Genomic DNA, 23,410 nt, shown 5'->3' on the forward strand with positions numbered 1-23,410 from the left:
CTGGTGCAGCAGGGGCTGGCTGATAAGGTGCTGATACCTGCGGATGGTGAAGCACTTGAATTTTAAGGTGGCTTGTTAAATGTTTTCAGGTAGCGCCAGTGGCGCACCTGTGCCCAAACTTTTTCAAGGCGAAAAGAGCTGCGTTGAGTCAGTCATAAACTGCAGTGGGTTAACCGGCGTACCATTCACATGCACTCCCCAATGCAGGTGGGGGCCAGTAACCCGGCCTGTCGCTCCGGTTAAAGCGATTTGCTGCCCTTGACTGACAGTCTCTCCAACCTTCACCTGTATCTCGGACAAATGGAAATAACTACTGGATACTCCCCAGCCATGTTCCAGCACAATATGTCCCCCGGTATACCAGTTGGATTGCGCCATTTTCACTTTGCCGTCATGAGGTGCCTGTACTGGTGTTCCTTCTGCAGCTCGCAGATCAACCCCGGTATGACGGCCTTTCAACTGTTCGTTATAAAGCCTGCGGATACCGAAAGGGCTGGTTACTTTTTTAAGCGGAACCGGTTCAATAAAACCACTGGTGAGAGGTTGGTGCGCGTTTTTGGTCTTCAAGGCATTGGCAATTTCAGTGCGTTCTTTTTTTATGCGTTCAAGGGCATATTCTGGGGGAGTGACAAGGTCTGGATTGACCGAAAGTGGTTCCACCGAGTAATCCGGTTCCACAGTTTCCAGTTCGATAGAGGGAAAGTTGCCGCCATCAGGCATAGTCATGGAAACAAGCTTTCTTTCGGCACCGGCTGTTGCATCCAGAGGTGTGGCTATCACGACCAGGCTTTGGCCCGGGAGCTTGGGGTGCGTATAAACGGCAATATCCTCACCATCAAAAGAGACAGTGCATTTATTGCTGGGGCAGGGAAGTGACAGTAACAGTGCTTCCCCGCTTTTCAACTGCTGATTGGTAATCGGATTGCTGGATGGATTGTCGACGGACTCTCCGTCGGAAAAGCAAGTGGTTGGCAAAGAAAGCAGGGTCATCAGCAGTCGGCCTGTCCAGGTCATAGGTACTTATCCAAGCATAGAAGTTCGCCGGGAAGAGTAGCTGTGATGACGCGAATGTCAGGCCGAAAGTTAGCTTATAGGAAAGCTGGAAAGATCAAAGCCGTTTTCGTCGTGGCAAAGAGACCAACCGAGTTTGTCCCAGTCACCCAGCACAATACGCTGAGCATTGTTGTCCAGAGGGTGAACCGCCGCACGGTGAGTATGGCCATGAATCAGGGTTTTCACCTTGTGTTTCGCCATTTCACTGTTGACCGCATCCTGAGTCACGTCAAGAATTGTGGGCGCTTTTTTACCCGCATTGGCCATGCTATTTTCCCTGAGCTTGCGGGCAATATTGCGCCGGTAACTGCTGGGAAGAGCCAAAAGAATAAACTTGGTGATCGGGTTCTGAATGATTTTCCGAAAGCGGATATAGCCAGCATCACTGGTACAGAGGCTATCGCCGTGCATTAACAGAACAGGCTTGTCGCCAAGGGTGATAACCGTTGGATCTTTCAGCCATGTACAGCCAGCTATGCGACAAAAGGTTTTGCCAATCAGGAAATCACGGTTGCCATGCATAATGAAAATACTGACGCCCTTATCGGCAAGAGTTTTCAGTGCTGTGGCAATCTGATGGTGAAAATCATCCATCACATCATCGCCAATCCAGTATTCAAAAAAGTCACCGAGAATGTACAGGGATTGGGCGGAAAGGGCATCCTGCTCCAGAAAACGCAGAAACGCCCGGGTGATGTCCGGGCGTCCTGGTGTCAGGTGCAGGTCGGAGATAAACAGCGACCGCAAGACAGAGTTACTCCACGATTTCGGCAGATTCTACCAGCACTTCCTCAGTAGGAACGTCCTGATGGAAACCGTAGCTGCCGGTTTTCACATTCTTGATCTTGTTAACCACGTCCATGCCTTCGGTCACTTTACCGAATACCGCGTAACCCCAGCCCTGTTCAGTCTTGGAGCTGTGGTTCAGGAAGTCGTTATCTGCAACGTTAATAAAGAACTGGGCAGAAGCAGAGTGTGGGTCCATGGTGCGGGCCATAGCGATGGAACCGGTGGTGTTTTTCAGACCATTGTCAGCTTCGTTCTTGATGGGCTGACCAGTAGTCTTCTCTTCCATGCCGGGAGCCATGCCGCCGCCCTGAATCATGAAACCATTGATAACACGGTGGAAAATGGTGTTTGAGTAGTGTCCGGACTTAACGTATTCCAGAAAGTTTGCAACAGTCTTGGGCGCTTTCTCTGCATCCAGTTCCAGAGTGATGTCGCCATAGTTGGTGTGAAGAATAACAGCCATTAGATTGCAGTCCGAAGTGTTAGGAGGGAGCCGCCACTGGCGGCAAAGGGTATATCATAACCGCTTTACGATATTTGTGCAGTTCTGGAGTGTATTTCTGCTGGAAATCTTAGCTCGCTTCGGTTTCAGCTCTGGTCGAAAGTTCGTGCAGGGTAAATATATTATCAAAGTGGGTTTTCAGCTGATCTACAGGGCGACGATAACGTACATGCTCATCCATTGAGGGAAAGGCAACTCCCACTAAAACACTCTCAGCCACCTGCCGGTCGATCCCCTGAAGCGTTTTGGAAACCAGCTGGCCAGCTGGTTTGTTGGCAAGGGTGGGAGCCACTCGGTTTCCATAGCTTTTCTTCCAGGTATCCAGATATGACTTTCCGGATAGTACGCAACAGGTGATATAGCCCACCGAATAGATATCCCGGCTGGCTGTCCCACTGTTACGGCTCCAAGGATCGTGGCGGGAGTCGGGTTGAAACCTCTGGGAGGAGTCTCCCTTACGGGTTGCCAGGCCGAAATCTGTAATCACTGACTCTATGGTTTGGCCATCCCGCCTTAAAAGGATATTGGGAGTATGGAGATCGTTATGGTGTATTTTTGCTACGGTGTGAAGGTGCTCCATACCTGCCAGAAATGTTCCAAGAATCTGTTTGGCACTTGCCAAATCGGGCTTTCCACCTTCTTTCAGCCAGTTGTAAAGATCCCCGGATTGCAGGTACATAACCATTGCCGGATTGTGTTTGGCTTCAACGCCCACCAGAACTTCAATGACGTTAGGATGTTTCACTCCTTGCAGAATACGGATTTCATCATTCAATGCTCCGGCAAGCTGGCTACTGGCATTTTTCGGGCGTTTAACCGCTACATCGATATTGGTACCCTGAGTGTCTGTGACTGTATATCTGGTGATGCTGCCGTAAGCACCTTTACCCAGATGTTTGCCCGGGTGAAGTTCTATGAAATCCACAACTGTGCCTTGGTTGTGAACGGGGGAGAGACTGTTATAACCACTTGAGCCTGAATCCGAGTCCTGATTGTCTGAGATAGGCTGTGGCTGACAAGTCACGGAATGCCCGGCAAATGTTGTATCGGGAAGCTTTGGTTGATCGACTAAGGCATCCGTCTCCATTGGACTGGGAGATGCACTGTTGTAGGGAGAAAGAGAGTCCATCTCGGCGAGATTATCTGTCACCGGGTGTTCTGTTTGTGGAAGTGCTCTGTAACCCCAAAACGAATTAACATACATAACCCAGCATTCCCCTCGCATTGCCTTGAACACCTGAATTTAACAAGCCGGGGGAGCTAGGTCTGTTACACCTTAGTCGTGTTGCTTACTTCGTCTTTTCCTGGTCAGGCAATTTCTATGAGCGATTGGAAGCATCAATGTCGTTCAAACCATCAATAATCTGTTTTCCAACCCGGTTCACAATGAAAGGCGAGAGGTTGTTATTAAAATCTGAGAGTCTTGGCTCAATAAAGCGCCATAACTTATTGATTTTCTTTGTTGCCTCAAGCTCTGCCCCGGAACTGTTTTCTAGTGCGGTGCTGATATGAGTCGTAACCGTGTTGGCCAGTACATCCAGGTCTTCTTCCAGTGCTCCACGGCTTTTATCAACCCTGAGAGAGGTTATATAGGAGCGGGCAGAGTAACGAACGAGCATATATTGCAGAATCACCGCGGTATCAGCAGGAGCACCGGCCTTGGTAAGAGTGAGGTGTTGCTCAGGTGGAATCAATGATTCGATCTTCTGGTTTGCTTCTCGCATCAGTTGATTCAAACGAACTGAAAAGTTCCAGCCCAGATCCTGTTCAAAGTCGGAGTTGGCAATCTCTGCCTGCACGCCTGTCTTCAGGTGATTCCAGGCCACACGGGCTTTGGAGGAGTTTTCCAGTACAGGATGTTCGCTTAAAAATTTATCTCCAGCGTTAAGGTCATTCATCAGATTTTGAAGAATTTCCTGATCATCGTGTTGAGACTTATAGGCAACCAGCTGACTACCAGCACGATACAGGAGTTGTTGTAGGTATCTGACCTGCCAGGTTTCAACACTGTCAGATTCTGCGGCTTTCGCCGGTTGTAAAGTGATGAGTCCAGTTACGATGAGTGCAACCAGAAAGCGAATATTGAGCCAGGGCTGAGACACTGCAATTTCCCTTTGTTGTTATTACTTTTTATTTTTTCTGGATACTGCCTTAAAAACGCAACTCATTGGCTGAGTGTCGTTTAATTGTAAAGAGGGGAGGATAGGTGGTCACTGACCATAAATACAAGTATTTGTTCTTTTTCATAGAGTTGAAGCCGGTTGTTAAACCGGCTCACCAGGCTTTTTATTATTTACGAACCATTCCCATATAAATTCGGGCAAATAACTGGACGTTTTTCTCAAGATCTATACAGCTATCATCGGCCAGATGGTAACTGATCAATCCATCAACAGAACTCATTATGAGAAAAGCGGCCATTTTTGCTGTTATACCCTCACGCAGAAGACCCATTTTTTCTACCGGTTGGAAAAACTCAGTCAGGCTTTCGGACCACTGGCAGCGCAATTGGACAAGGCCATGTTCTTCATTCAGCTCCTGCATATTGAATGACTGTTCGAGCACACGAAAAACCTGCCGGGTGTGGGTGTCCGTAGCCAGTTGCATAAGAAACTGGCAGATCAGGTTTTCGAGGCTTTCCAGAGGTTCCTCTGAGCCAAACTCCACCAGATCATCAAAGGATTTTTCCAGAGGCGCTATGGCTTCGTCCCACAAGCAGGTCAGCAATTCATTTTTATCTTTGAAATGCCAGTAAATAGCGCCTCGGGTGGCTCCGGCATCTCTGGCAATTTCTGCCAGAGTCACCTGAGCCGGACCTTTTTCACTGAACAGCTTGAGAGCTGATTCCAGAAGTTGCAGACGGGTCTTTTCTGCATCTTCTTTGGTTCTGCGTGCCATCAGTTCAACTCCATAGCGGGAGAGTAACTCTCTTCAGTTTCCGCATGGTCTTTCACGAACAAAACATAGAGGCAGGGAATAATCACCAGGGCAATCACCGTTGAAGCTATCAGACCAAACACTATCGCCATACAGAGCGGATACCACTGTGGGTCGCTGAACGCCAGAGGCATCAGGCCCAGTACAGTGGTCAGGGTAGTACTGACGATTGGCCGCAGTCGCTCAGCCGAGGCGCGGGCAGCTGCGGACATTGTATTCATACCATTGCGGAAATGACGGTTAGCTGTATCTATCAATACGATTGCATTGTTTACGGCTATACCGACAAGCGCCACAACACCAATAAGCCCGGAGAATGACAGGGGAATATTGGCCAGGAAAAAGCCACTGAATGTGCCGGTCAAACCCAGGGGAATAATCAGCAGGATAATAATCGGTTGGCGGATGGAATTATAGAGCAGTGCCAGCAGAATCAAGATCAGCAGAACCGCTGCAATAAAGGCCATACCCATATCGGAGTAGCTGTCATCGGCTTTAGTCAGTTCTCCTCCCAGCTGGTAGTCGTAGCCAGCGGGCCAGTCGGCTTTCATCTTATCCAGATCCGCTTGCATGGAAAGCATGATATCGGAAGCTGTTTCTCCTTCAGCTCGGGCCTGAACTGTCACAGCGCGATAACCGTTTTTATGGATATAAACCCGGGGGACACTATCAACGATATAACTGCTGACGGTTTCCAATGGAACGGATTCTCCCTGCGGAGTTATCACTTTCATCAGCTGTACTTCCGCAACATGACGGGGATTACCAATACCGCCATCCTGGCTGGGCCAGATATAGCCAAGGCGCAGTTTTGGATCATCGCTGGTGCCTTCCACTTTGAACCGGCCCTGTTCATCATCGCTCATACCGATACGAATCTGTTCCGCGGCGTTATTCTCATCAAGACCAAAGAAATTCAACATTTCCCGGTCAAAGGTGAAGCGGGCTTCAGGAAGGGGAGGGCCAAGGTTATCGCGGATATCAACGGCGCCCGGTTGTTGTCTAAGCCTTGTCTGTATCTGTTGGGACAGTTGGGTTAAAACCTGATAATCCGGCCCGGTGAGCGAAATTGCAACGGGAGCGGATGTATCAGGATTGCCACCAATATGGGTCATCTGGATACGCAGGCCGGGCTCATCACTCAGTACCTTTTCAAGACCGTTACGCATAATTGGCAGGTAATCAAAAGACAGCATCTCCCGCATCTCTTTAGGGCGGAGAATCACTGTAAAACCAGCTAGATGAGCATTTTCATTGGGAAGCAGTGCATCTTTCAGGTTACCGGTGGTTACCGGACTTCTGGCACCTGTATAGATAACAAACTTCTCTATCCACGGTTGCTGACGTAACCACTCTGCGGATTTGTCGGTGACCTGTCTGGTCTGCTCCAAAGTGGCGTCGGGAGCCAGTTCAATGGAAATCCCAATTTTCCGGTCATCGGCTTCCGGGTACATCATGGAAGGCAACAAGCTGGAAGCCATAATACTGACTACGAACAGGCTGAAGGCACTGACAGTCCAGAGCACGGTTTTTCTTTTCCGTGATAAAGGTCCGTGCAGCAGGAAGGTTTCCAGCTTATTACCCCATATCCGCGCATAACGATCCACCGTCAGCTCATTAGGTGGCTGGCTGCTTTCAAGCAATATGCGCGATAGCGGAATACAGATCAGAAAAGCCACAATCAGGCTGATAATCAGGGCAAGAGTGATGGTGATTGGAAGAATGCGGATAAATTTCCCGTCGATACCACCCACCATCATCATCGGTACCAGAGCCAGAATCGTGGTGAGCTGGCCAGCAATGGCTGGCATGGCAAAAGTACGGACAGTTTTCAGGGCTGCTTCAGGAAAACTCTCTTTCCTTACATACAAGCCTTCATGCATGCCTTCCATGACCAGAATAAACACATCAACCAGCAGACCCAGAGCCAACACCATGCCGATCATCACCATGCTGTTGAATGAGTAACCCATGGGAATCATCAGGCCGAGCACGGCCAGCAGAGTAACGGGAATAGCAAGTCCTGCGATAAGAGCTTCACGCCAGGTCAGCAGCAACAACAGAATGGCAAAAACAATAAAAACCGCCTGCATCATTGAGCCGGATATATCATTAAAAGCAGTTTCAATCAGTTCGGCATCATCGCTGACCCGGGTCACTGTTAAAGAAACCGGCCAATCATTCTGGGAAGTGAGTTCTTCAATAACCCTCGCGCTTTCTTCAATAACGCCCAAGGTATCTGCACCAGGGCGCTTCTTAACATCAAGGATTACGCCGGGTGTAGCAGGAGCCCCTTCGAGACTGAAGCCTGTCTGCATTTCCACACGATCCGGCCGCAGATCAACAGTGGCGATATCACCCAAACGAATTGTGCGGTCATTCAAGCGCATAACGGGCAGCTGACGGATACGCTCAACTTGGTCGAAACGTCCTTCCAGATACAGTGAGAAAGTGTTGCTGTCACCTTCAAACTCACCCCAGCCCATATCCCGGTTGGCGGAGAGAAGAAGGTTTTTCACCGTAACCGGAGAAAGTTTCAGCATTCGCAGTTTTTCAGGGTAAAGCCGTACATGCAGGCTCTTTTCACGCTGGCCACTGATATCAACCTTTTTTACATCACTGATACGTTCCAGAGCATCGCTGAGACGCTCGGCTGTATCTGTTAACTGAATATCGCTGGTATCACCATGAAGCACCCAGGTTACAACCGGAGTGTTGGACATGGACATCTCTTCAATTTCCGGCTTTTCAACGTTGCCGCCTGCCGGGAACTCACTCTCGGCTTTATCAACGGCTGCCCGAAGACGCTGCATGGCATCGGACACCGGCATATCGGCATCAAATTCTACCGATACCATCGAATAGGAGTTGTAGGAACCGCTATCGAAGCGCTTTAGCCCTTTAAGGCCGCGAATCTCTTCCTCAAGGTATTTGGTGATTTCTTTTTCAACTTGCTCCGGCGAGGCTCCTTCCCATTTGGTAATCACCAGCGCCATAGGGATTTCAAGATCCGGGTAGTTTTCCCGCACCAGGGTTTGCCAGGCCGTCAGGCCGATAACAACAAACATCACCAGCAACAGTTTGGCCAGCAGGGTTTCCAGAAACAGGCGCCTGGCCGGGCCTTCGGGTTTTAACCAACTCATCAGTTCACCCCGCCATCAACAACACGTACCAGACTGTTTTGATCAAGTAGGTGTTGCCCCCGAACAACGACACGTTCATCGGCATCAAGTCCTGACGCAATTTCAATACTGCTCAAGCCCTGAAGGCCAGTTGCCACGATGCGGCGTTCAACCCGCTTGTCATTGCCAATCACATAGATAAAGGGCAGGCGATCCCGGAATGACAGGGATTCAATAGGAAGTGTGAGAGCATCAGGTTTATGCCGTGCGGCAATCCAGGCCTGAACAAAAAGGCCGTCCTGTATGGAAACCTGCTGCCCAAGGTCGGTACGAACCTTTATGGTTCGGGAACGATTCTGCAGACTGATGGCTGGGCTGACCGACCAGACTTTACCAGTCATCACCTGATTGGAAAGCTTACCTGTGCGGGCGCTTTTGTAGAGGGCAGAACTGTCAGCACTGATCCAGACAGTTTCACCCTCTTCAATCATTCGTGCGGATTGCTCGGGAATTTGCAGGGTGATTTCAAAACGGCTGTCGTCTACCACAACAATCGCAGAGGTTGCTTCCCGGTCACTGCTGCGGGTTACACCCTGAGGAGGATAGTAATAGTTGCCTTCCCGCAGATTCATTACGGTCAACAATCCATCAAAAGGTGCGAACAGGCTGTCTTTACTGAGGGTGGCCAGAGCGCCTTCACGTTCGGCAGAAATGCTTTCAATATCGGCTTTAACAGAGGCCTGAGCACTGCTGGCTGCGGAAACGGCAGCTTCAGCATTTAAAAGTGCCGTACGATCCCTGTCCAAAGTGTCACGGGAAATCAGTCCATCATTGTGAAGTTTCTCCGTCCGTTTAAACGCAATCTGCGCTAACTCAAAATCATTTTGTGCACGAAGAATATTGGCGCGAGCCTCTTCACTGCGCTGGCGGGCCGACTGGAGCCGGGCAGTGAGACTATCAACGGTGGCGCTGGTGGTGCGGGAATCGATGCTGGCCAGGCGCTGGCCTTTATCACCTTTTGTTTCCGGGCCGGCAACACGAGAACCTTCACGCAGTGTCAGGTTGTTTTCGTCGGAGCCGATTGCCACCACTTTTCCTGCACGTTCAAAATTCAGGAATGCTTTGCGTTGGGCTTCAGCCGTTCCCTCAGCAAATACCCAGGCGGTGAGGGGAGTTGGTGCAACGGTAATGGCATTAACGCTGATGACTCTTTCTTCCAGGTCGGTGGCAGGCGGCTGAAGGTAAGAATGAAGCCGAAATGCTGTGAGGCTGGTAAGAGCCAGAGCCACCCCGGCAAGAATTACTTTATTTCTATTCATCATTATTATCTCGTGACCATGCACCGGATAGGTTGATTATTGGTCTGTTATTTACATACGTACACGATTGTATGTAAATGTATTTTGAAAAAAAAGACCTTTCTCCGGCAAAGCGGTATGCTTCACCGGTTTTTCTCCTGACTAATACAAATCATGTCTTTGTTACGTTTTGATAACGTCTCCGTCGCTTACGGAGACAAGCCTCTGCTCGATCATGCCAGCTTCCAGATAGCTCCCGGGGAACGGGTGTGCCTGATTGGTCGCAATGGTGCGGGCAAATCAACTTTGATGCGTCTGGCATCCGGTGAAATCCAGCCAGACGACGGTGCTGTCCGTCTTGATGGTGGCATGAAAGTCGGCATGCTTAATCAGGATCTGCCACTGGCCGATGATCAGACGGTTTATGATGTTGTTGCTGGTGGTCTGGATAAAGTGGGTCAACTGATAGCAGAATGGCATACGCTGTCCCATAACATCGCAACCGATGAAGATATGCGCCGCTTCGAGCGGGTGCAGGATCAGCTTGAAGCCCAGGATGGCTGGAAACTACAGCAGAGAGTTGAGCAGACGCTTGAGCGTCTTCAGTTGCCGGCAGACAAAACCATGGGTGAACTGTCCGGTGGTTGGCGCCGTCGAGTTGAACTGGCCCGTGCGCTGGTCAGTAATCCAGATGTTCTACTGCTGGACGAGCCTACCAACCACCTGGATATTATCACCATCGCCTGGCTGGAAAAGCAGATGAAGGATTTCCGTGGGGCGCTGCTGTTTATTACCCACGACCGGGCTTTCCTAAAATCTCTCGCAACCCGCATTATTGAGCTGGATCGCGGAACTCTTTCTAATTGGGAATGTAACTACGAAGAGTATCTGGCGCGTAAAGCTCATGCTCTGGAAGTTGAGCAAACCCAGAATGCTCTGTTCGATAAGAAACTGGCACAGGAAGAGGTCTGGATTCGCCAGGGTATTAAAGCCCGTCGTACCCGTAATGAAGGCCGGGTAAGGGCACTTGAAAAATTGCGGGAAGAACGTAAGGAACGCCGCAACCTGCAAGGAAAAGCTGACTTCAAAGTCGAATCCGCTGATCGCTCCGGCAAGCTGGTGGTGGAAGCTACAGGTCTGACCCATGGCTACAAAGATGGCCTGCTGATGAAAGATCTTGATTTCACCCTGATGCGTGGTGACAAGATCGGCCTGATCGGTGCCAATGGTGTTGGTAAATCCACTTTGCTGAAAATTTTGCTGGGTGATCTTGAGCCCCAGAACGGCAAGGTCAAGCGTGGCACCAAGATGGAAGTGGCTTACTTCGATCAGATGCGTGGCCAGCTGGATCTTGAAAAAACGGTAATTGATAACGTTGCCGAAGGCCGGGAGAAAATCTCCATCAATGGTCGTGAACGCCATATCATCAGCTACTTGGAAGACTTTCTTTTTCCTCCTCAGCGTACCCGTGTTCCAGTTAAGGCGCTGTCTGGTGGTGAACGTAATCGTCTGCTTCTGGCCCGTTTGTTCAGCAAACCTGCCAACGTTCTTGTGCTCGACGAACCGACCAACGACCTGGATGTAGAAACTCTGGAGCTGTTGGAAAGTATTCTGGTGGAGTTCCCAGGTACCGTGCTGCTGGTGAGTCACGACCGGGATTTCCTGGATAATGTTGTCAGCGGCTCACTGGTCTTTGAAGGTGACGGAATGGTTCGTGAATACGTCGGTGGCTTTGAAGACTGGCTGCGGCAGGGTGGCAGTATTGAACGACTGGCTGCTACCGGTGATGGTGGAAAAGTTTCCGAAGACAAGGAAACTGTAAAGCCTGCGCCTGCTGCTAAACCAGAAGCTCCGGCGAAAAAGAAAAAGCTCAGTTATAAGCTTCAACGTGAGCTGGATGCGCTACCAGGCGAGCTGGAAGCATTGGAGCAGGAAATTGCAGAGCTGGAGCAGTTGACCAGCTCTAATGATTTCTACAGTCAGGATCAGGGTACAGTTCAGTCAACACTGAACCGTTTAACTGAACTGAATGAATTGCTCGAAGTCAAGATGGATCGCTGGGCTGAACTTGAAGATATGAGTAACGGCTGAGGGAGAACTCTTAACCCAGGACTTTCATGGATGTCTGGGCCAGTCGCTGCAGTACGACCTGCAGTGACTGAGGCTCTGGCAGCCACCAGAGTTCCCCGATGCAGGTGGCGGTCATCAGTACCGATGATACTGGTGCCTTGCGTGAAAAAGGCTTCATTGCCGTACCAAATGATTTTTTCACCCTTCCTTTTTTCAGGCAGAGAGCATTGAGCTCATCCAGTAGCAGGTGGCTCAGGTAACCTGTGCCTACTGCAAGCCCGAGCATGTACGCTGAAAGAGTTGGCAGGCCTAACACCTCTATGCTGGCGACAGTTGTAGTTAAAGCACAGAACAGTGTGGCCAGAAGTGAGTGGCAGTTGCCTCGATGAATCAGTATGCGGTTTAAGAAAGGAATAACCAGTAAGCGTAATAATAAGAGTGAACCGGTTACGGCGCCCAGGTTCCAGAGTAGAGGAACCTTGTTAAACAGGGAATTGGCCATCAATCCACCAATAAACGCGAGAAGCAGCAGGGAGAAAATCTGCAGGGAGAGTGAGCTCTCAGAGTCGATATCGGGAAGCAAGCCGGCTAATGTTCCTGCGAGCCAAAGGAGTCCTGCAAATTCGGGTGAAACAAGCCCGGCATAAAGAGCAGTCACTGATAATGTACCTGCAACGACTGATGCGCCGACCAGATGGGTTTGGAATTGGGCCATAAACTGAAGGCTGTAATATCTTTGGTCTGGAAATTGTAAGGTAGAGAATTAGTTGATTGTAGTCGTTTAATGTTGATGCGGATAGTGAAAAAACAGAGCTAATGCTTTGATTTTGTTAGAAGAGAGTAGTGTGTGGCGGCACTGAATGTGTCGGTGCCGCAATTGATAGGCTGGGATACGTTAGGAATCTACTCCTTAAGGTACTGCTCATAAAGATGAGCCATGGTCTCTTTATCCGAGTAGATGCTTTTCAGGGCTTCCCATAGCTCTGTGCGGGACTGCTGTGGTAGTTCACTTTTTTTAGAAAAGGCCAGATAGTGATCTTTTTCGGTAATAGGCACTTCCTGAAGTTTGTATTTACCCTGAAAGAAAGGTTCCTTGGCCAGATATTCTGCAACAGACCCTAGTACTGCGGCAGAGCCTGTACCGGAGTTGGCCAAAATGGCCAGGGCCGCACGCTCACTGTTATAGCGTGTTTCCAGCTCGGCCCCCTGCAGGTTTTTGGCGATAGAGTAACCTTTAGGTACACGCACCGGGCCGGGAAGGGTTGATGGATCACCCTTGTAAACATAGGAGCTGGTACTGGGTGTGGCTATAGAGTAGCCAACCAGTCCCAGGCTATAAGGAGATGGTTGGCTCTGTATTTCTGCCGTGGGTGGGTAGTGAAAAAAGGCCGTTCTTTCCGGAGTAAAGTTGGCAGCAATAATGCCGTCGACCTTACCGCTCTTGGCCAGTCTCATACAGCGGCTCCACTTGGTTTGTTGAATCACAACACGCTTGTCGGTACGTTCCCCGGCCAGGCGGATCATATCAATGAATATTCCTTTGGCTCGCCTGTTCTCGTTAAGGGTAAAGGGAAACCAGAAAGCATTATCGCCACAAAGAACAACCCGCTCTCTTGGGGCTGCTTGGGCGGCTTGAATATTCAGGGTGTAGAGGCAGAAGGCGACTGCTATAAATCTGAAGAACGACATAGAAATAGCGCTTAAATTATTATTAATGTTTTTTGTTGTATTTGTTTGATATTTGCCCAGATATTCTGGGGTCGCCATTTTGCGGGAAATAACAGTGGCCTGCAAAACAAACCATGTTACGAAGTATGAAATAGAGCACAGGCTGACTTTAATTTAATGAGTAAGGCTGTCTGTAGGGTGACCTTTCCCAAACAGGCTTCGATCCAGCGGTAGTTCTGGTAATACAGAAAAGAAGAAGGGAAAGATTAAGTGATAAGTTGAATAGGGGTATAGCGATGGGCAGAGCCCATCGCTGACAGTCTGGGGTTAGCTGTGTTTGCCAACGCGGACGGCGAGGACATCACAGGATGCCCCATGAAGAATGCTGGTAGAGGTTGATCCGAGGATCAGGGCAAGGCCATGACGACCGTGACTGCCGACAACAACAAGATCAATATCTGATTCTTCAGCAATACGGTGAACTTCCCGCTCAGGGCGCCCGTAAACCACATGCTGCTCACCTTTTTCGATATGGATTTTGTCAGCCAGTTTGGCAATGCGTTCGCGAGCCTGTTGGGTGATTTCATCCTGCAGAGTCGTGAGATCCAGAGGGATATCGCTGCCATAAGCAACACTTAGAGGTTCGACGACGTGAACGAGGGTGAGCTTGGCGTTGTTGGCTTCGGCGATGCTACGCGCCTTTTCCAGAACCGCATCAGCTTCTTCGGTCAGGTCAATGGCAACCAGAATATGTTGATAAAGGCTCATGTTTGGATTCCTTAGGGCTCGTTATTGTCAAGTTCTTCCCAAGAACCCTTTAGCGGCTTGCGCTGCAGGGGCTTGTTCCTCGGCCTGTTCACTGATCTGCCTTTGAAGGCTGGCTCTCGACTGCTCCATTCCTGCTCCTGTCCGAGCAGCCCTCTCGGGTGTACCATGCCGAATCTGCCTCCAGTCTAAAACAAAACGAAGAACAGTGTATGACTTGGCTCATAATTTTACTGGTATTACTTATAGTCGCAGGGAATATCATCTGGTTGCTTCCTTCCAAAGAAGAACGAAGACGGATGAAGCTTCGCCAGCATGCTCTTTCCCTTGGGATGAAAATAAAAGAAATCAGGGGTATAGATAGCCTTCCTGACGTTTGTGCTGGTCAGGGTGTTCCTTGGCTGGAGTATTCCATCGCCCTTCCCGAAGAGCACACGCTTGAACCACAAAAACTCGAAAGAGAAACGCATTCCAGCGGCTTTCCTCATGAGCTTCCTCACTCCGTTGTTCGCATCAGTATCCGCTCAAACAGTGTTGCAGCTTTGTGGAATGAGCAGGGGAGCGAAGAGGATGTTGATCTGATTTGTGCGGCTTTAAAGCGGCTTGCTAATCCATAGATTTTTAACAGCAATTTCATCAGAAAAGATTTTTCTGCTATGCCTTGTTCCTGTCTTATACCGGAGGCGTATCATTTCGATCTTGTAGGTATTTGTACGCTCTTTTCGTGCTGTTGAGTGCGTACAAGTCTTGACTTTGGTTCGGAATTACACGAAGGTGACGCAGCCTGATTCAAACGTTTGTATGAATCGGTTTGGATTGACAGGAAGCACGAAACACAAGGAAGGCTGGAGTTGTCGGCCGGGTGAATAAGAATTTCATGTTGTCGCTTGAGGGTTGCCTCTGACGACGACTTCTATAAAAGGCCCAGTATCCAAAAAGCGTGGAGAAAAGTTGATGATCTATGACGGTCAGGCCATCACAGTAAAATTACTGGACGATGGTATCGCTCAGCTCGACTTCAACCTGCAGGGGGAGTCAGTCAACAAATTTAACCGAACCACACTTCAGGAGCTGAAAGAAGCCACTGAATCGCTGCAAGGCAATGGCGACGTTAAAGGTGTTGTAGTCACTAGTTCCAAGGATGTATTCATCGTTGGCGCCGATATTACCGAATTCACTGAAATGTTCGCATTGCCTGAAGAAGAACTGGTAGAGGGCACTGTGGCCACTAACGCTATCTTCAGCGCGTTCGAAGATCTGCCTGTTCCTACCGCAGTTGCCATCAACGGCATCGCGCTGGGTGGTGGTTTCGAAATGTGTCTGTCTGCGGACTACCGGGTTATGTCCACCAAGGCCAAGGTTGGTCTGCCAGAAGTGAAACTGGGTATCTTCCCAGGCTTCGGTGGTACTGTCCGTCTGAGTCGTCTGGTCGGTTGCGACAATGCTATCGAATGGATTGCCGGTGGTGCTGAAAACCGTGCCGACGCTGCCCTGAAAGTTGGCGCTGTAGATGCCGTTGTTGAGCCAGAGAAACTGCTCGAGGCCGCTATCGACGTGGTTAAGCGCGCCGGTGCTGGCGAGCTTGACTACAAAGCTAAGCGTCAGGAGAAGCTGGACCCTATCAAGCTGCCTATGATGGAGCAGATGATGGCGTTCAACTCTGCCATTGGTTTCGTAGCTGGTAAGGCTGGTCCTCACTATCCGGCACCAGTAACTGCTATCAAAACCATCCAGAAGCATGCTGGCAAGAAGCGTGATGATGCGATCCGCATTGAAGCCAAAGGTTTTGCCAAGATGGCCAAGACCAGCGTGGCGCAGAACCTGGTTGGTCTGTTCCTGAATGATCAGGCCCTGAAGAAGACCGCCAAAGACTTCGAGAAGAAGGCTGGCAAAGTTGAGCAGGCTGCGGTACTGGGTGCTGGCATCATGGGTGGTGGTATTGCCTACCAGTCTGCCCTGAAAGGCACGCCTATCGTTATGAAGGACATCAATCAGGCCGGTATTGATCTGGGTCTGAATGAAGCGAAGAAGCTGCTGACCAAGCGTGTTGATCGTAAGAAGATGGACGCTGGCAAGATGGGCGATGTTCTGAACGCCATCAAGCCAACTCTGTCCTACGGTGATTTCGACACTGTTGACGTTGTAGTTGAAGCTGTTGTTGAAAACGTGAAGGTGAAGCACGCGGTTCTGGCAGATGTTGAGAAGCAGGTGAAGCCAGGCACTGTTTTGACCTCCAACACTTCCACAATCTCCATTACCAAGCTGGCGGAAGCCCTTGAGCGCCCAGAAGATTTCTGTGGTATGCACTTCTTCAACCCAGTGCACATGATGCCTCTGGTAGAAGTTATCCGTGGTGAGAAGTCCAGCGAAGAAGCTATCGCGACCACTGTTAAGTACGCCAAGCAGATGGGTAAGACTCCAGTTGTTGTCAACGACTGCCCAGGATTTCTGGTAAACCGTGTACTGTTCCCATACTTCGGCGGTTTTGCTGGTCTGCTCCGTGACGGTGCTGACTTCCAGAAAGTTGACAAGGTAATGGAGAAGTTCGGCTGGCCTATGGGTCCTGCCTACCTGATGGACGTTGTTGGCATCGACACCGGTGTTCACGCTGAAGGCGTTATGGCTGAAGGCTTCCCAGAGCGTATGGGGCGTGACTTCAAGAGTGCCGTAGACGTGATGTTCGAAAATAACCGTTACGGTCAGAAGAACAACCTGGGCTTCTACAAGTACGAAACCGACAAGCGCGGCAAACCCAAGAAAGTTGTTGATCAGTCTACCTATGAACTGATTGCTCCTGTTTGTGCCGAGAGCAAGGACTTTGAAGTGGACGATATTATTGCCCGCATGATGATTCCTATGTGTCTGGAAGTTGTTCGCTGCCTGGAAGACAACATTGTTGAGACTCCAGCTGATGCGGATATGGGCCTGATCTTCGGTGTTGGCTTCCCTCCATTCCGTGGTGGTGCGATCCGTTACATCGAGGAAATGGGTCTGCAGAACTTCGTTGACCTGTGTGACAAGTACGCTGATCTCGGAGCGCTGTACGCGCCGACCGAGAACCTGCGCAAGATGGCCGCTGAAGGCAAGACTTTCTATTAACAGTCTTGAAGAATTTAGGAGCAATAAAAATGAGTCTGAATCCAAGAGACGCGGTCATTGTTGATGCAGTGCGTACCCCGATGGGTCGCTCTAAAAACGGTATGTTCCGCAATGTTCGTTCAGAGAAGCTCTCTGCCGAACTGATGGTTGCGCTGATGCAGCGTAATGACGCCCTGAATCCGGCTGAAATCGAAGACGTGATCTGGGGTTGTGTTAACCAGACCAAAGAGCAGGGCATGAACATTGCCCGTAACGCGGCCATGCTGGCGGGTGTTCCCCGCACAGTGGCTGCCCAGACTGTGAACCGTCTGTGTGGTTCTTCCATGCAGGCATTGCACACAGCTGCCCAGGGTATCATGACCGGTAACGGTGATGTATTCATCGTGGGTGGTGTTGAGCACATGGGCCACGTAAAAATGGACCATGGTATCGACCTGAACCCAGAAGGTTCCAAGCACTACGCCAAGGCTTCCAACATGATGGGCCTGACTGCGGAAATGCTGGGCCAGATGAACGGCATCAGCCGTCAGATGCAGGATGAGTTCGGTGTGCGTTCTCACCAGAAAGCCTGGGAAGCCACCCAGGAAGGTCGTTGGGACAACGAGATCATTGCGATCGAAGGTCACGATGCCAACGGTTTCAAGGTGAAGTGCTCTGTTGACGAAGTGATTCGTCCAGAGACCACTCTGGAAGGTCTGCAGGGCTTGCGTCCGGTATTCGATCCCAAGAACGGCACCGTAACTGCTGGTACGTCTTCTGCACTGTCTGATGGTGCCTCTGCACTACTGGTTATGTCTGCCGAGCGTGCTCAGGCTCTCGGTCTGAACATCCGTGCGAAAGTACGCAGCATGGCTGTTGCAGGCTGTGAAGCTGCAGTGATGGGTCGTGGTCCTGTTCCTGCTACCCAGAAAGCGCTGAAGCGTGCCGGTCTGGATATCAACGATATTGATATCTTCGAACTGAACGAAGCTTTCGCTGCTCAGGGGCTGGCGGTTATGAAGGAACTTAAGATCCTCGACCGTATGGAAGACAAGATCAACCTGAACGGCGGCGCGATCGCTCTGGGTCACCCTCTGGGTTGTTCCGGCGCTCGTATCACCGGTACTCTGCTGAACGTTATGGAAGGTCAGGGTGCGACTCTGGGTCTGGCTACCATGTGTATCGGTCTGGGTCAGGGTATTGCGACTGTGATCGAAAGAGTGTGATTGAGCAGGTTTATCCCTCTTAATTTCCTCTAGGAAAATCAGCCCGCTGTTTCAGCAGCGGGCTTTTGTGTGTCTGCCTGTTTTCTTTGCCAAGGAACTGATTGCATTCTTAACTGTGAGTGTCAGGGATTGATCAAGGGTGCAGGTGTATGGATTTTCTTTCAGGAGTGGCGGACCGGTTTAAGGCGGTCGAAGATCAGTACAATCAACGCATTGAGTTGAATGAAAACAAACATCTTGCCCGGCTGAAATCCCTTTCCAGCCTTTTTCTTTCCTGGGTTGTTGTAAAGCATGAGCCTGATGGAAAGCTTCACATGTATCGTGCTGATGGCCCTTCGGGTAATCGTGCACCTGATACGGCAATCTATAAGCGATCGGCGAGCAATGTAAGTGATCAGGTTTCCCTTCATTCAGTTAAAGGTGGCGCAAACCCTGCGGTAAAGGTGCCTGCAACCGTTGATGAAATGAGTGCTTACTGCCTTGATACTTTGAATCGGGAAGATGACGACTTTTTAGATCATGATGCAGATATGAAAAACGAAGCCAGTAATGTGGTGTGGAAAAGCGGCTTCGGGCGTGAGCAAATGCTTGAGGTTAAAGAAAAAGTTACTGAAGAGCTGAAGGCTAGATACCGTGGGGCTCACATTGAGGATTTTGTGCAGCTCGTTGAGATACTTGAGGTAGGGGAGCGGACAGGGCATATCAGGGACAGGCTTAATCACCTCTGCGAGGAAAAGTATGAAAGCTGTGGTGGTGATGTTGAGAACTTTGCCCTGGAAGTTGGTGGTCTGGCCCTTGATGAGGGTTCGGTGGATGAGGTTCTGGGTGAGGGTTTCCAGAATGAACTCTATCGACAGGAGTTTAAGAATCGCCTTTCTGAATTTGTGAGCGGTGGGGATGCCAGAGAATATTTTTCAAATATTCAACAGCGAGCGCAATAAAACAAAATACTCCCAGAAATCTTGTCTGATTTGAAAAGAGCTGTGTAATCTATAGGCAAACCTTTCTGTAGTCAGCAGTGTTCGGTAGATGATATTCGTGAATTTATAGGTGCTTGTAGAGCGGGTTATGCATTATTTTTAGATGTTTCTTGCAAAAGAACCTTGACCACAGGCACGGTAAAAAATATATAGTTGTGCAAATTTTTTTGATTCTCCCTCTCGGACATTTGCCCGAACGGGTGACAATACAGGATGTGAGTTGATCGTTTATGGGTAAATCTCTGGTTATTGTGGAGTCGCCTGCCAAGGCGAAAACCATCAATAAGTATCTGGGCAAGGATTTTGTGGTCAAGTCCAGTGTTGGGCATATCCGCGATCTTCCGGTCAGCGGTGGCCAGCGCAAGCCCGTTGATGCCAAAGCCAGGGCCAAGGCTGCGGCTGAGACTCGTAAATTGTCCCCGGAACAAAAAGAAATTCGCAAAAAGGAAAAAGCCCGCCAGCAACTCATTGAGCGCATGGGCGTAGACCCTGAGCATAACTGGAAAGCGAAATACGAAGTTCTTCCGGGCAAAGAGAAAGTCGTTGATGAGCTTCGCCGTCTGGCCGCTAATGCAGACACTGTCTACCTCGCAACGGATTTGGACCGCGAAGGGGAGGCCATTGCCTGGCATTTGCAGCAGACCATCGGTGAAGGCGTTGCTGACTATCGCCGGGTCACCTTTAACGAAATTACCAAGGCGGCAATTACAGAGGCTTTTAAAGAGCCTGGTGAACTGAATATTGATCGTGTGAATGCTCAGCAAGCCCGTCGCTTTCTCGACCGGGTTGTGGGCTACATGGTTTCGCCGCTGCTCTGGGCAAAAATTGCCCGGGGATTGTCTGCAGGGCGTGTTCAGTCCGTTGCTGTTCGTTTGATTGTTGAGCGTGAACGGGAAATTCGTAAGTTTATTCCTGAGGAATTCTGGGAAGTTTATGCGGATCTGAATGCCACTGGTGGTAGCAGTGTACGCTTTCAGGTTGAAAAGCAGAAAGGTGAGAAGTTCCGCCCAGGCAATGAAGAACAGACGAATGCCGCAGTTGCCGCGCTCAAATCTGCCAGCTTCGATGTTGCCAGCCGTGATGATCGCCCGACAACCACGAAGCCACCTGCACCTTTTATTACCTCAACCCTGCAGCAGGCCGCCAGTACCCGTCTAGGTTTCTCGGTTAAGAAAACCATGACTCTGGCTCAGCGTCTCTATGAAGCCGGCCACATTACCTATATGCGTACTGACTCTACCAACCTCAGTGCAGAAGCCGTTGGTGCGGTGCGTGATTATATTGATGACCATTTTGGTAAAGACTATCTGCCGGATAGTCCACTGGTTTACTCCAGCAAAGATGGCGCGCAGGAAGCTCACGAGGCCATTCGTCCTTCCGATGTGGCTGCGGAACCTAAGAAGGTAAAAGGCCTTGAGCGTGATGCTGAACGCTTGTATGAATTGATCTGGCGCCAGTTTGTTGCCTGTCAGATGCCAGCGGCTCGTTATCTGAGTACCAGTGTTATTGTTAAGGCTGGAGACTTTGAGTTGAAAACCCGTGGCCGTACGCTGAAGTTTGATGGCTTTACCAAGGTATTGCCACCAGTGTCCGGAAAAGCGGAAGATGTGATTCTGCCGGAGATGAAAAAGGGCGATATTCTTGATCTGCAGAAGCTCGACCCGCGTCAGCTGTTTACCAAGCCTCCTGCTCGTTTTTCCGAAGCTGCCCTTGTGCGTGAGCTTGAAAAGAAAGGGATTGGTCGTCCATCAACTTATGCTTCCATTATCTCCACCATTCAGGATCGGGGTTATGTCACCCTGAAAAATCGTCGATTCTATGCCGAAAAGATGGGGGATATTGTTACCGACCGGTTGGTGGAAAACTTCCATGACCTTCTGGACTACAACTTCACCGCCAATATGGAAGAGGATCTCGACCATGTGGCGAATGGGGAATCTGACTGGAAAAATCTGTTAAACGGTTTTTATAAGAATTTCAGTAGCAAGCTGGAACAGGCTGAGCAGAAAGAAGGCGGTATGCGGGCTAATGAGCCTGTAATGACAGATATTGAGTGCACTGACTGTGCGCGTCCTATGCAGATCCGTACTGCAAGCACAGGCGTATTCCTGGGTTGTTCCGGTTATGCGTTGCCTCCCAAAGAACGTTGCAAGAAAACTATGAACCTTGTTCATGGCGATGAAGCCATTAATGCGGATGATGAAAACGCCGAAGTAAACGCGCTGCGCGCCATGCACCGTTGCCCGGTCTGTTCTACAGCTATGGAAAATTATCTTCTGGATGAGCAGAGGAAGATCCATATTTGTGGTAACAATCCTGATTGTTCAGGATATGAGATTGAGAAAGGTCAGTTCAAGATTAAGGGCTATGAAGGCCCGGTTATTGAATGTGACAAGTGCGGCGCGGATATGCAGCTGAAATCTGGCCGCTTTGGTAAGTACTTTGGTTGTACTGCTGAAGAGTGTAAGAACACCCGCAAGCTGCTCAAGAGTGGTGAAGCTGCACCACCAAAGATGGATCCGGTACCTATGCCGGAACTTCAGTGCGTGAAAGTTGAGGATCATTACATCCTCCGTGATGGCGCTTCCGGACTGTTCCTGGCCGCCAGTAAGTTCCCGAAGAACCGGGAAACCCGAGCGCCACTGATTAAGGAGCTTCTGCCCCACAAGGATGCTATCGATAAGAAGTATCACTTCCTGATGTCTGCACCTGTTGCAGATCCTGATGGTAACCCAACAATGGTGCGCTACAGCCGTAAAACCAAGCAGCAGTACGTTATGACTGAGGTGGATGGTAAGGCCAGCGGCTGGCAAGCCTTTTACGTTGATGGAAAGTGGGATATCAGGGATAAGCGTAAGAAGAAATAACTGATCTCTCTTGATTGAAAAGATGGCCATGCATTTCTGCATGGCCATCTTTTTTTGTATCGTTATAAAGGCTGAAATTTGTACCTGATAACGATACTCTGCATGCACTTGGAGAGGGGTATGGCATGAACGAGAAGTTGCAGAGTTTTACTAATAGCAAACTGGTGATGGCGCAATCAGCGCTGAATGCCATGAAATCCGAGCAGGGAATCAGTCGGGAGAGTTTTCGACAGGCTTTTCTTTTTCATATTCATGGTGTGGTGAGTGGTCTTGCAGGAGAAATCCTGGAAGCCAGCTTAGTGCAGGTCGGTAAACCTGTGGAGCTTGCTGAAGCAGAACGCTTATTGAGAGAGCGCAATGTTCTTTCCGGCGGTATTCAGCAGATAAGAAACCTTGTTGAGCATGGGTGGCTGGGCCCTGTTTTTGAGGACTTCAAACTGGCTCAGTTAACGGTAGAATTGCCTGAAGCACAGGCTGTTAATGTGATTGCCAGCTCTTCCGGAGCTGGTTCTCGTGGGAATGAAGCTGAGACTATCAATTCTGTACGCCAATTGGTGCAGGATGTACGAGGGCAGCTGCAGGAGTGGTAATAACTCCTTTAGTTTTAACCTTTGCGTTGTCTGATAATAATACCGGCACAATCCCCGGCAGAGGCTGACTGCTCAAGTTGTGCCATGGCATCTTGATCAATACCGTGAGTCCAGCTGATAACTGTGTGGCTGTTACCTGCAGCAAGGACTTTGTTGCTGAGTTTCAGGCAGCCTTCATTATTATCTGCGGTGAGCAAAAGAAGGTTATTAATAACAACTCCGGTAGTTTTCAGCCATTGGGCTATGTCCTTGGCTTGCAGGTTCGTACAAACCAGAGTGAGCCAGCGATGGTCATGACTTCTGCTTAACTGTGTCAGCATGGGCGCAACCAGTGCCGCCATGCTAAATCCCAGTGACGGAAGGATAACTTCACTGATACGCTCTTCCATAGCAGTTGAGGAAGATTGTTCTGTGGTATTGGACCAGTTTTCAAAAAGAGTATTTTGAGTCTGCATGGTGTAATCC

At 49.8% G+C, this 23,410-nt stretch carries 19 protein-coding genes; 7 read left to right on the plus strand and 12 right to left on the minus strand.

The window, feature by feature from the left end; translation table 11 throughout:
• Nucleotides 1-123 precede the first annotated feature (123 nt).
• The 8 genes from ACY2RR_RS09945 to ACY2RR_RS09980 all read right to left on the minus strand — a co-directional run bounded on the left by ACY2RR_RS09945 (nucleotide 124) and on the right by ACY2RR_RS09980 (nucleotide 9,725).
• A complete protein-coding gene (locus ACY2RR_RS09945; RefSeq protein ID WP_490107991.1) occupies nucleotides 124-1,014 on the minus strand; it encodes a M23 family metallopeptidase in 891 nt (296 codons plus the stop codon).
• A gap of 69 nt (nucleotides 1,015-1,083) precedes the next feature.
• On the minus strand, nucleotides 1,084-1,800 hold the full coding sequence (locus ACY2RR_RS09950; RefSeq protein WP_490107992.1) for a UDP-2,3-diacylglucosamine diphosphatase: 717 nt from the start codon (nucleotides 1,798-1,800) through the stop codon (nucleotides 1,084-1,086).
• Nucleotides 1,801-1,807: 7 nt separating this feature from the next.
• The gene (locus ACY2RR_RS09955; RefSeq protein ID WP_490107993.1) at nucleotides 1,808-2,305 is read right to left on the minus strand and encodes a peptidylprolyl isomerase; all 498 of its coding nucleotides are present in this window, start codon (nucleotides 2,303-2,305) and stop codon (nucleotides 1,808-1,810) included.
• Between the two features lie 109 nt (nucleotides 2,306-2,414).
• On the minus strand, nucleotides 2,415-3,548 hold the full coding sequence (locus tag ACY2RR_RS09960; RefSeq protein WP_490107994.1) for a protein kinase family protein: 1,134 nt from the start codon (nucleotides 3,546-3,548) through the stop codon (nucleotides 2,415-2,417).
• Between the two features lie 115 nt (nucleotides 3,549-3,663).
• Complete coding sequence (locus ACY2RR_RS09965; RefSeq protein ID WP_490107995.1) at nucleotides 3,664-4,446, minus strand: hypothetical protein; 783 nt, start codon at nucleotides 4,444-4,446, stop codon at nucleotides 3,664-3,666.
• A gap of 187 nt (nucleotides 4,447-4,633) precedes the next feature.
• The gene (locus ACY2RR_RS09970) at nucleotides 4,634-5,242 is read right to left on the minus strand and encodes a TetR family transcriptional regulator (protein ID WP_490107996.1); all 609 of its coding nucleotides are present in this window, start codon (nucleotides 5,240-5,242) and stop codon (nucleotides 4,634-4,636) included.
• Entirely contained in the window at nucleotides 5,242-8,424 is a 3,183-nt protein-coding gene (locus ACY2RR_RS09975) for an efflux RND transporter permease subunit (RefSeq protein WP_490107997.1), read from the minus strand. Before ACY2RR_RS09975 ends, ACY2RR_RS09970 begins: the two co-directional genes overlap by 1 nt.
• The gene (locus ACY2RR_RS09980) at nucleotides 8,424-9,725 is read right to left on the minus strand and encodes an efflux RND transporter periplasmic adaptor subunit (RefSeq protein ID WP_490107998.1); all 1,302 of its coding nucleotides are present in this window, start codon (nucleotides 9,723-9,725) and stop codon (nucleotides 8,424-8,426) included. Before ACY2RR_RS09980 ends, ACY2RR_RS09975 begins: the two co-directional genes overlap by 1 nt.
• 150 nt (nucleotides 9,726-9,875) lie before the next feature.
• Between ACY2RR_RS09980 and uup the strand changes: the two genes are divergently transcribed.
• Complete coding sequence (gene uup, locus ACY2RR_RS09985) at nucleotides 9,876-11,792, plus strand: ATP-binding cassette ATPase Uup (RefSeq protein WP_490107999.1); 1,917 nt, start codon at nucleotides 9,876-9,878, stop codon at nucleotides 11,790-11,792.
• 10 nt (nucleotides 11,793-11,802) lie between these two features.
• Here the strand turns inward: uup and ACY2RR_RS09990 are convergent, their stop codons facing one another.
• The 3 genes from ACY2RR_RS09990 to ACY2RR_RS10000 form a co-directional block, all read right to left on the minus strand.
• Nucleotides 11,803-12,486 (minus strand): metal-dependent hydrolase, encoded by a 684-nt coding sequence (locus ACY2RR_RS09990; RefSeq protein ID WP_490108000.1) that lies wholly within the window; start codon nucleotides 12,484-12,486, stop codon nucleotides 11,803-11,805.
• Nucleotides 12,487-12,674: 188 nt separating this feature from the next.
• Complete coding sequence (locus ACY2RR_RS09995; protein ID WP_490108001.1) at nucleotides 12,675-13,460, minus strand: substrate-binding periplasmic protein; 786 nt, start codon at nucleotides 13,458-13,460, stop codon at nucleotides 12,675-12,677.
• 306 nt (nucleotides 13,461-13,766) lie between these two features.
• Entirely contained in the window at nucleotides 13,767-14,207 is a 441-nt protein-coding gene (locus tag ACY2RR_RS10000; protein ID WP_490108002.1) for a universal stress protein, read from the minus strand.
• Between the two features lie 209 nt (nucleotides 14,208-14,416).
• Between ACY2RR_RS10000 and ACY2RR_RS10005 the strand changes: the two genes are divergently transcribed.
• From ACY2RR_RS10005 to ACY2RR_RS10030, 6 genes are all read left to right on the plus strand, one after another.
• On the plus strand, nucleotides 14,417-14,821 hold the full coding sequence (locus tag ACY2RR_RS10005) for a hypothetical protein (RefSeq protein WP_490108003.1): 405 nt from the start codon (nucleotides 14,417-14,419) through the stop codon (nucleotides 14,819-14,821).
• Between the two features lie 337 nt (nucleotides 14,822-15,158).
• Nucleotides 15,159-17,303 carry a fatty acid oxidation complex subunit alpha FadB gene (gene fadB, locus ACY2RR_RS10010; RefSeq protein WP_490108004.1) on the plus strand — a complete coding sequence of 715 codons (2,145 nt, stop codon included), beginning with the start codon at nucleotides 15,159-15,161 and terminating at the stop codon, nucleotides 17,301-17,303.
• A gap of 29 nt (nucleotides 17,304-17,332) precedes the next feature.
• Nucleotides 17,333-18,508 carry an acetyl-CoA C-acyltransferase FadA gene (gene fadA, locus ACY2RR_RS10015; RefSeq protein ID WP_490108005.1) on the plus strand — a complete coding sequence of 392 codons (1,176 nt, stop codon included), beginning with the start codon at nucleotides 17,333-17,335 and terminating at the stop codon, nucleotides 18,506-18,508.
• Between the two features lie 149 nt (nucleotides 18,509-18,657).
• Complete coding sequence (locus ACY2RR_RS10020) at nucleotides 18,658-19,449, plus strand: hypothetical protein (protein WP_490108006.1); 792 nt, start codon at nucleotides 18,658-18,660, stop codon at nucleotides 19,447-19,449.
• Nucleotides 19,450-19,718: 269 nt separating this feature from the next.
• Nucleotides 19,719-22,355, plus strand: coding sequence for a type I DNA topoisomerase (gene topA / locus ACY2RR_RS10025; protein WP_490108007.1), 2,637 nt, complete (start codon nucleotides 19,719-19,721; stop codon nucleotides 22,353-22,355).
• A 125-nt stretch (nucleotides 22,356-22,480) separates the two neighbouring features.
• Nucleotides 22,481-22,945, plus strand: coding sequence for a hypothetical protein (locus ACY2RR_RS10030; RefSeq protein ID WP_490108008.1), 465 nt, complete (start codon nucleotides 22,481-22,483; stop codon nucleotides 22,943-22,945).
• A 14-nt stretch (nucleotides 22,946-22,959) separates the two neighbouring features.
• Here the strand turns inward: ACY2RR_RS10030 and ACY2RR_RS10035 are convergent, their stop codons facing one another.
• Nucleotides 22,960-23,400, minus strand: a complete 441-nt coding sequence (locus ACY2RR_RS10035) for a SulA-like leucine-rich domain-containing protein (RefSeq protein ID WP_490108009.1) — start codon at nucleotides 23,398-23,400, stop codon at nucleotides 22,960-22,962.
• Nucleotides 23,401-23,410 lie beyond the last annotated feature (10 nt).

Source organism: Parendozoicomonas sp. 2304DJ65-17 (assembly GCF_058148445.1).

Excerpts from the sequence above, each read along its gene's own strand:
- ACY2RR_RS09980 (WP_490107998.1), bottom strand. The coding sequence starts at position 9,725 with ATGATGAATAGAAATAAAGTAATTCTTGCCGGGGTGGCTCTGGCTCTT.
- ACY2RR_RS10020 (WP_490108006.1), top strand. The coding sequence starts at position 18,658 with ATGGATTTTCTTTCAGGAGTGGCGGACCGGTTTAAGGCGGTCGAAGAT.
- ACY2RR_RS10035 (WP_490108009.1), bottom strand. The coding sequence starts at position 23,400 with ATGCAGACTCAAAATACTCTTTTTGAAAACTGGTCCAATACCACAGAA.
- ACY2RR_RS09995 (WP_490108001.1), bottom strand. The coding sequence starts at position 13,460 with ATGTCGTTCTTCAGATTTATAGCAGTCGCCTTCTGCCTCTACACCCTG.
- ACY2RR_RS10005 (WP_490108003.1), top strand. The coding sequence starts at position 14,417 with ATGACTTGGCTCATAATTTTACTGGTATTACTTATAGTCGCAGGGAAT.
- topA (WP_490108007.1), top strand. The coding sequence starts at position 19,719 with ATGGGTAAATCTCTGGTTATTGTGGAGTCGCCTGCCAAGGCGAAAACC.
- fadA (WP_490108005.1), top strand. The coding sequence starts at position 17,333 with ATGAGTCTGAATCCAAGAGACGCGGTCATTGTTGATGCAGTGCGTACC.
- ACY2RR_RS10030 (WP_490108008.1), top strand. The coding sequence starts at position 22,481 with ATGAACGAGAAGTTGCAGAGTTTTACTAATAGCAAACTGGTGATGGCG.
- ACY2RR_RS10000 (WP_490108002.1), bottom strand. The coding sequence starts at position 14,207 with ATGAGCCTTTATCAACATATTCTGGTTGCCATTGACCTGACCGAAGAA.
- ACY2RR_RS09970 (WP_490107996.1), bottom strand. The coding sequence starts at position 5,242 with ATGGCACGCAGAACCAAAGAAGATGCAGAAAAGACCCGTCTGCAACTT.
- ACY2RR_RS09975 (WP_490107997.1), bottom strand. The coding sequence starts at position 8,424 with ATGAGTTGGTTAAAACCCGAAGGCCCGGCCAGGCGCCTGTTTCTGGAA.
- ACY2RR_RS09945 (WP_490107991.1), bottom strand. The coding sequence starts at position 1,014 with ATGACCTGGACAGGCCGACTGCTGATGACCCTGCTTTCTTTGCCAACC.
- fadB (WP_490108004.1), top strand. The coding sequence starts at position 15,159 with ATGATCTATGACGGTCAGGCCATCACAGTAAAATTACTGGACGATGGT.
- ACY2RR_RS09960 (WP_490107994.1), bottom strand. The coding sequence starts at position 3,548 with ATGTATGTTAATTCGTTTTGGGGTTACAGAGCACTTCCACAAACAGAA.
- uup (WP_490107999.1), top strand. The coding sequence starts at position 9,876 with ATGTCTTTGTTACGTTTTGATAACGTCTCCGTCGCTTACGGAGACAAG.
- ACY2RR_RS09990 (WP_490108000.1), bottom strand. The coding sequence starts at position 12,486 with ATGGCCCAATTCCAAACCCATCTGGTCGGCGCATCAGTCGTTGCAGGT.
- ACY2RR_RS09955 (WP_490107993.1), bottom strand. The coding sequence starts at position 2,305 with ATGGCTGTTATTCTTCACACCAACTATGGCGACATCACTCTGGAACTG.